This is a genomic window from Pseudomonas fuscovaginae SE-1 (genome assembly GCF_000364705.1).
Taxonomy (GTDB): domain Bacteria; phylum Pseudomonadota; class Gammaproteobacteria; order Pseudomonadales; family Pseudomonadaceae; genus Aquipseudomonas; species Aquipseudomonas fuscovaginae_A.
Map to the genome: position 1 here is coordinate 1 of NZ_AQOH01000033.1, position 8,326 is coordinate 8,326.

2 protein-coding genes are annotated in these 8,326 nt (G+C 68.9%); both read left to right on the plus strand.

Going from position 1 to position 8,326, the window contains the following annotated elements; genetic code table 11:
* On the plus strand, positions 1–150 hold a 150-nt coding region (locus K675_RS34040), incomplete at its 5' end, for a phosphopantetheine-binding protein (RefSeq protein WP_157383904.1).
* Positions 147–8,326, plus strand: an 8,180-nt coding sequence (locus tag K675_RS0104370) for a non-ribosomal peptide synthetase (protein ID WP_017902291.1), incomplete at its 3' end; no start/stop codon positions are given. The genes K675_RS34040 and K675_RS0104370, both read left to right, overlap by 4 nt.

Consider the following 8,326-nt stretch of genomic DNA (forward strand, 5'->3'; position numbering starts at 1 on the left):
TTCGAGCTGGGTGGGCACTCGCTGCTGGCCGTCAGCCTGATCGGCCGTCTGCACCAGGAAGGCATGGAAGCCGACATGAGGGCGCTGTTCGAACAACCGACGTTGGCCGGATACGCCGCAATTACCGAAAAAATGGAGATCGCCTTGTGAACGTGACGGAACTGTTGGCCATATTGAAGGCAAAGGGCGTCCAACTGGCTGTCAGGAACGATCAACTGATCGTACAGGGCAACAAGCAGGCACTGACCGAACCTGAATTGCTGGCGCACCTGCGCGAGTACAAACCGCTGCTGATCGGGATGATCCGCGACGGCGCCTACACGCCGGCGGCGAGCGGCCAGGTGACGGTACCGGCCAACGCCATCGCCGCCGGGACCACCCGGATCACCCCGCAGATGCTGCCCCTGGCCAGCCTGGACCAGGAGCAGATCGACCGGATCGTCGCCCAGGTCCCGGGTGGGGTCGTCAACGTCCAGGATATCTATCCGCTGGCCCCGTTGCAGGAAGGCATCCTGTTCCACCATGTCAGTGCGACGCAGGGCGATCCCTATGTCATGCAGTCTCAGTTCGCCTTTGCCGACCCGGCGCGGCTGACGGCTTTCGCGCAGGCCTTGCAGAAGGTCATCGACCGCCACGACATCCTGCGCACCGCGGTGCTCTGGGAGGGCCTGGAAAGCCCGGTGCAGGTGGTCTGGCGCAAGGCTGAACTGGTGGTGGAAGAGGTGCTGCTCGAACCGCGCGAGGGGGAGGCGCTGCAACGGTTGCACGAGCGTTTCGACGCTCGCCACTATCGTCTCGACGTAAGCCGGGCGCCGCTGATCCGCCTGGTGTACGCCCGCGATGAAGCCGCGCAGCGGCTGGTGGCGATGCTGCTGTTCCACCACATGGCCCTGGACCATAGCGCACTGGATGTGGTGCGCCACGAGATGGGCGCGTTCCTGCGCGGGCAGGGCGGGCAACTGGGCCAGCCGGTGCCGTTTCGCAACTATGTGGCCCAGGCGCGCCTGGGGATCAGCCAGGCGGAGCATGAAAGTTTCTTCCGCGAGATGCTCGCGGAGATCGACGAGCCGACCTTGCCCTACGGCCTGCAGGACGTGCAGGGCGACGGCACGGCCATCGACGAATTCAGCCTGGCGCTGGAGCCGCGGCTCAACCGTCGGCTGCGGGCCCTGGCCCGACAGCAGGGGGCGAGTGTCGCCAGCCTGTTCCACCTGGCCTGGGGCCAGGTGCTGGCGGCGTTGTCGGGCAGGCGCAGCGTGGTCTTTGGCACGGTGCTGATGGGCCGCATGCAGGGCGGTGGCGATGGCGACCGGGCGCTGGGGATCTTCATCAACACGCTGCCGGTGCGGGTCGATATCGGTGGCCTGACGGTGCAGGCCGGGGTCCGGGCGACTCAGGCCCGGCTCACCGCGCTGATGCGTCACGAGCATGCACCGCTGGCGCTGGCCCAACGCTGCAGCGGGGTCGAGGTGCCGACGCCGCTGTTCAGCAGCCTGCTCAACTACCGGCACAACGGCGTGGCGGTGGCGGCCAGCACGACCGACGCAGCCTCGGCCTGGCACGGCATCACCCCGCTGAGTTCCGAGGAGCGCACCAACTACCCGCTGACCCTGAGCGTCGACGATCAGGGCGAGGACTTCCGCCTGGCCCTTCTGGCCAGTTCGCAGATCGACGGGCAGCGGGTCTGCGACTATATGCGCACGGCCCTGGAGCAATTGGTGCAGGCCCTCGAACAGAGCCCCCAGGCGTTGCTGGAGCAACTGTCGATCCTGCCGGTGGACGAGCGCGAGCTGTTGCTGGAGGGCTTCAACGCCAGCCAGGCCGACTACCCGCAGGGGCTGACCCTGCATCAGCGCATCGCCGCCCGGGCCGCCGAACAGCCGCAGGCGGTGGCCGCGGTGTGCCAGGGGCGGCACCTGAGCTATGCCGAGTTGAACCGGCAGGCCGAGGTCCTGGCCCATCACCTGAGCGAACTCGGCGTTCGCCCCGACCAGCGCGTGGCGATTGTTGCCCGGCGCGGGCTCGATACCCTGGTGGGACTGCTGGCGATCCTCAAGTCCGGGGCCGGCTACGTGCCGATCGACCCGGCCCACCCCGCCGAGCGCCTGCGGTACCTGCTCGACGACAGCGCACCGGTGGCGGTGATGACCCAGGACGACCTGCTGGCCCGACTGCCGGAGCTGGCGGTGCCGGTGATCAACCTCGACCGGCCGTTCTGGCAGGAACACACCGTCGCCAGTGGGCAGTTGCCGACCCCCGATCCCCGACACCTGGCCTATGTGATCTACACCTCCGGTTCCACCGGTCTGCCCAAGGGCGTGATGGTCGAGCACCATACCGTGTCGAACCTGGTGGACTGGCACTGCACGGCCTTCGATCTGTGCCCGGGACGACATACCTCCAGCGTCGCCGGTTTCGGCTTCGACGCCATGGCCTGGGAGGTCTGGCCGGCCCTGTGCGCCGGGGCGACCCTGCACCTGCCGCCGCCGGCCGAGGCCGGCGAGGATGTCGACGGCCTGCTCGACTGGTGGTGCGCGCAGCCGCTGGACGTCAGCTTCCTGCCGACGCCGATCGCCGAACATGCCTTCGCCCGCAACCTCGAACACCCGACCCTGCGCACGCTGCTGATCGGTGGCGACCGCCTGCGCCAGTTCAGCCGTCACCAGACCTTCGAGGTGATCAACAACTATGGCCCGACCGAAGCCACGGTGGTCGCCACCTCGGGTCGGGTCGAGGCCGGGCAGTTGCTGCATATCGGCAAGCCGATGGCCAATGCGCGGGTCTACCTGCTGGACGAGCGCCAGCGCCCGGTACCGCTGGGTGTGGCTGGTGAACTGTATGTCGGCGGTGCCGGTGTCGCCCGCGGTTATCTCGACCGCCCGGAACTGACCGCCGAGCGTTTTCTCCGCGATCCGTTCAGCGATGATCCCCGGGCGCGCATGTACCGCACCGGCGACCTGGCCCGCTGGCAGCTCGACGGCACCCTCGAGTATCTGGGACGCAACGACGACCAGGTGAAGATCCGCGGCATGCGCATCGAGCTGGGCGAGATCGAGAGCCGGCTCAACCAGCTTCCCGGTATCCAGGAAGCGGTGGTGCTGGCCCGCGAGGACCAGCCGGGGCAGCCACGGCTGGTGGCCTATTTCACCGAGCAGGCGCGGGTCGACGCGTTGGAGACCGCCGAGCTGCGCGCCTGGCTGCAGGCCCATCTGCCGGACTACATGGTGCCGGCCGCCTATGTGAAGCTGGCCGCGCTGCCGCTCACGGCCAACGGCAAGCTCGATCGACGGGCGCTGCCCAAGCCCGAGCTGGATGCCTTGTTCACCCGCGAGTACGAGGCGCCCGAGGGCGAACTGGAAATCAGCCTGGCGCAGATCTGGAGCGAGGTGCTGCAGGTCGGGCGGGTCGGTCGTCGCGATCATTTCTTCGAGCTGGGCGGGCATTCGCTGCTGGCGATGCGCATGGTGGCGCAGGTCCGCCAGCGCCTGGGGGTGGAACTGGCGCTGGCGCAACTGTTCGCCAACGCCGAGCTGGCGGCGGTGGCCGAGGTGCTGGGCCAGGCGGCCCGCAGTACCTTGCCGGACATTCTCGAGGTGGCGCGGGACCATGCGCTGCCGCTGTCGTTCGCCCAGCAGCGGCTGTGGTTCCTGGCGCAGATGGGCGCAGCGAGCAGCGCCTACAACATTCCGGTCGGCCTCGGCCTGCACGGCCCGCTGGACAGCCAGGCGCTGCAGCGGGCGCTGGAGCGGATCGTCGAGCGTCACGAGACCCTGCGCAGCCGTTTCGTGCTGCACGGCGACGAACCCCGGGTGGAGATCGCTCCGCCCGGGCAGGGGCTGCGGTTCGCCACCGAGGACCTGCGCACGGCCGCCGATGCCCAGGCCTGCGTCCAGGCGCGCCTGAGCGAGGAAGCCGGTGAACCGTTCGATCTGCAACACGGGCCACTGATCCGTGGCCGCCTGCTGCGCCTGGCCGACCGGCACCATGTGCTGCTGCTGACCCTGCATCATATTGTCTCCGATGGCTGGTCGATGGGGGTGCTGACCCGCGAGCTGATGGCGCTTTACGAGGCCTTCCGCCACGGTCAGGATGATCCGTTGCCGGCTTTGGCGGTGCAGTACGGCGACTTCGCCGTGTGGCAACGGCGCTGGCTCGAAGGCGAGCTGTTGCAGCGCCAGGGCAGCTACTGGCAACAGGCCCTGGCCGGTGCGCCGGCTCTGCTGATGGTGCCCACCGACCGGCCGCGCCCGGCCCGCCAGGACTACGCCGGGGCCACCCTCGGTTTCACCCTGGACGAGCGGCTGAGCGCCGCGATCAGGGCTCTTGGCCAGCGTCACGGGACCACCCCCTACATGACCCTGCTGGCCGCCTGGGCCATGCTGTTGGGACGTCTCAGCGGACAGCACGACCTGGTGATCGGCTCGCCGGTGGCCAACCGTCAGCGAGCCGAGGTGGAAGGCCTGGTGGGGCTGTTCGTCAACACCCTGGCGATCCGCCTCGATGTCTCCCCGCAGCAGACGGTCGAGGCGCTGCTGGCCCAGGTGCGCGAGCGCACCCTGCAGGCTCAGGCCCACCAGGACCTGCCGTTCGAGCAGGTGGTGGAGCTGACCCGGCCAGAACGCAGTCTGGCCCACAGCCCGTTGTTCCAGAGCATGTTCTCCTGGCAGAACCACGATGAGGCGACGTTGCAACTGGGTGACCTGCAACTGGAGGCCATGGCCGGCGGCGGCCAGTTCGCCAAGTTCGATCTGGCCCTCGACCTGGGCGATGGCGGCGCGCGACTGGTGGGCTCGCTGACCTATGCCACGGCACTGTTCGACGCCACTACCATCGAACGTTATCTCGGTTATCTGCGTGGTGTGCTGCAGGCCATGGTCGATAACGACCAGGCCAGCCTCGGCCAGGCCAACCTGCTGGACGACGCGCAGCGCCTGCAGTTGCTGCAGGACTTCAACGCCTGCCAGGTCGCGTACCCGCGCGGGCAGACCCTGCACGGCCTGTTCGAAACCCAGGTCGAGCGCACGCCGGATGCCGTGGCGATGCGCATGGACGGGCAGGCGCTGAGCTACCGCGAACTCAACCGCCAGGCCAACCAGTTGGCTCATCATCTGCGGGCACTGGGAGTGCAGGCCGATGAACGGGTGGCGATCTGCGTACCCCGCGGGCCGCGCATGCTGGTGGGCCTGCTGGCGATTCTCAAGGCCGGTGGCGCCTATGTCCCGGTCGATCCGGCCCATCCGGCGGAGCGCATCCGCTATCTGCTCGAAGACAGCGCACCGCTGGCGGTGCTGGTCCAGGGCAGTACCCGCGAGCTGCCAGGCGAACTGGCGGTGCCGCTGGTCGATCTGGACCGGCCGACCTGGCACGACCAGCCCGCCAGCGACCCGCTGGTGGCGGGGCTCGGTGCCGGGCACCTGGCCTATGTGATCTACACCTCCGGCTCCACCGGGCTGCCCAAGGGCGTGATGGTCGAGCACGGCACCGTGGAGAACCTGGTGCATTGGCACTGTGCGGCCTTCGATCTGCATGCCGGCAGCCACACCGCCTGCGTTGCCGGCGTCGGTTTCGATGCCATGGCCTGGGAGGTCTGGCCGGCGCTGTGCGTGGGCGCGACCCTGCACCTGCCACCGGCGGGCCTGGGCAACGGCGAGCTGGATGGCCTGCTCGACTGGTGGCGGGCGCAGCCGTTGCAGGTGGCGTTCCTGCCGACCCCGGTGGCCGAATATGCCTTCGGCCAGGGCCGTGGTCATCCGACCCTGCGGACCCTGCTGATCGGCGGTGACCGCCTGCGGCAGTTCGCCGAGGACCCGGGCTTCGCGGTGATCAACAACTACGGCCCGACCGAAGCCACGGTGGTGGCGACCTCCGGGCGGGTCGAGCCGAACGGGCTGCTGCATATCGGTCGGCCGATCGCCAACGCGCGCATCTATCTGCTGGACGAACAACGGCGTCCGGTGCCGGTGGGGGTGGCGGGCGAGTTGTATGTCGGCGGCGCCGGGGTGGCGCGCGGGTATCTGCATCGTCCGGAACTGACCGCCGAGCGTTTTCTCGACGACCCGTTCAGCACGGTGCCGCAGGCGCGCATGTACCGTACCGGCGACCTGGCCCGCTGGCGCGCCGATGGCTCGATCGAGTACCTGGGGCGCAACGACGATCAGGTGAAGATTCGTGGCGTACGGATCGAACTGGGCGAGATCGAGGCCAGCCTCGGTCGCCTGGCGGGCGTGCGTGAAGCGGTGGTAGTGGCCCGTGAGGACGAACCGGGCCAGGTGCGCCTGGTGGCCTATCTCACCGCGACGCTGCCCGGTGGGCTGCCCGAGCCGGGTGAGCTGCGGGCGCAGTTGGCCACGCAACTGCCGGAATACATGGTGCCGGTGGCCTATGTACGGCTGGACGCGTTGCCCCTCACCGCCAATGGCAAGCTCGACCGCCGGGCGCTGCCGGCGCCGGCGCTGGAGGCGCTGTCACAGCGCGACTACCACGCCCCCGAGGGCGAGCTGGAGACCACCCTGGCGCGGATCTGGGCGCAGTTGCTGCAGGTCGAGCGGGTCGGTCGCCAGGACCACTTTTTCGAGTTGGGCGGCCACTCGCTGCTGGCGATGCGCATGGTCTCACAGGTACGCCTGCAACTGCAGCGTGAACTGCCGTTGGGCGAGCTGTTCGCCAATCCCGAGCTGGCGGCCGTGGCGCGGTTTCTTCAGAACGGCGCGCAGGTCAGCCTGCCGGCCATCGTCGCGGCTCCCCGTGATGGCGCGCTACCGCTGTCATTCGCCCAACAGCGCCTGTGGTTCCTGGCCCAGTTGGAAGGCGCCAGCAGCGCCTACAACATTCCCGTCGCCCTGCGCCTGCGCGGGCGACTGGAGGTGACGGCCCTGCAACAGGCGCTGGCGACCATCGTCTCGCGTCACGAAACCCTGCGCAGCCGCTTTGTCGAATGCGACGAAACACCCCAGGTGCTGATTGCCCCCGCCGAGGCCGGCCTGCTGCTGCAGGTCGAGGACCTGCGCCAGCATCCGCGGGCCGCCATGGCCCTGGAGGGGCTGATCGACGATGAAGCCCGCGCGCCGTTCGACCTGGCGCGGGGGCCGTTGATCCGTGGCCGGCTGGTGATCCTCGGCGAGGAGCATCACGTGCTGCTGCTGACCCTGCACCACATCATCTCCGATGGCTGGTCGATGGACGTGTTGACCCGCGAGCTGGTGGTGCTCTACACCGCCTTCAGCCGCGGCGAGAGCGACCCGCTGCCGCCGCTGGCGTTGCAGTACGGCGACTTCGCCATCTGGCAGCGGCAGTGGTTGAGCGGTGACGTGCTGGCGCGGCAGAACGCCTACTGGCAACAGGCCCTGGGCGGTGCGCCGGCCCTGTTGATGCTGCCCACGGACCGGCCGCGTCCGGCGCGCCAGGACTATGCCGGGGGCCAGGTCGAGATCCACTTCGACGCGGCGTTGAGCGCCGGGCTCAGGGCCCTCGGCCAGCGCCATGGACTGACGCTGTACATGATCCTGTTGGCTGGCTGGGCAGTGCTGCTCAGCCGTCTGGCCGGGCAGGACGAGGTGGTGATCGGCTCGCCGGTCGCCAGCCGCCAGGGCGCGGAGATCGAGGGGTTGATCGGGCTGTTCGTCAACACCCTGGCGATTCGTCTCGATGCGGCCGCTGCCGGCAACGTCGCCGGGCTGCTGGCGCAGGTTCGCCAGCGCGTCCTTGACGCCCAGGCGCATCAGGACCTGCCGTTCGAGCAGGTGGTGGAACTGATCCGGCCGGCGCGCAGCCTGGCCCACAGCCCGTTGTTCCAGACCCTGCTGACCTGGCAGGCGGGCGAGAGCGCCGAAGCGCTGCCGGGCGGCCTGCAACTGGAGGGGATCGCCGCCACGGGGCATTTCGCCAAGTTCGATCTGTCCCTGAACCTGGGTGAGACGCAGGGCTGCATCAGCGGTGGCCTGATGTACGCGACGGCGTTGTTCGACGAGTCGACGATGCAGCGTCATGCCGGCTATTTCGAACGCGTGCTGCGGGCCATGGTCGCCGACGACCAGCGCCTGCTGGCGCGGATCGACCTGCTGGATGCGACTGAACGCGAGCACCTGCTGGCCGATTTCAACGCCACCGAAATCGGCTACGACCTGGAGCAGACCCTCCATGGCCTGTTCCAGGACCAGGTGGAGCGGACGCCGCAAGCGTTGGCGCTGCAGGCGGGCGAGCAGCACCTGACCTATCGCGCCTTGAACCAGCGCGCCAACCAGTTGGCCCACCACCTGCGCGAGCAGGGCGTGGGACCGGACAGCCGGGTGGCGATCTGCGTCGAGCGTGGCCTGGAGATGGTCGTCGG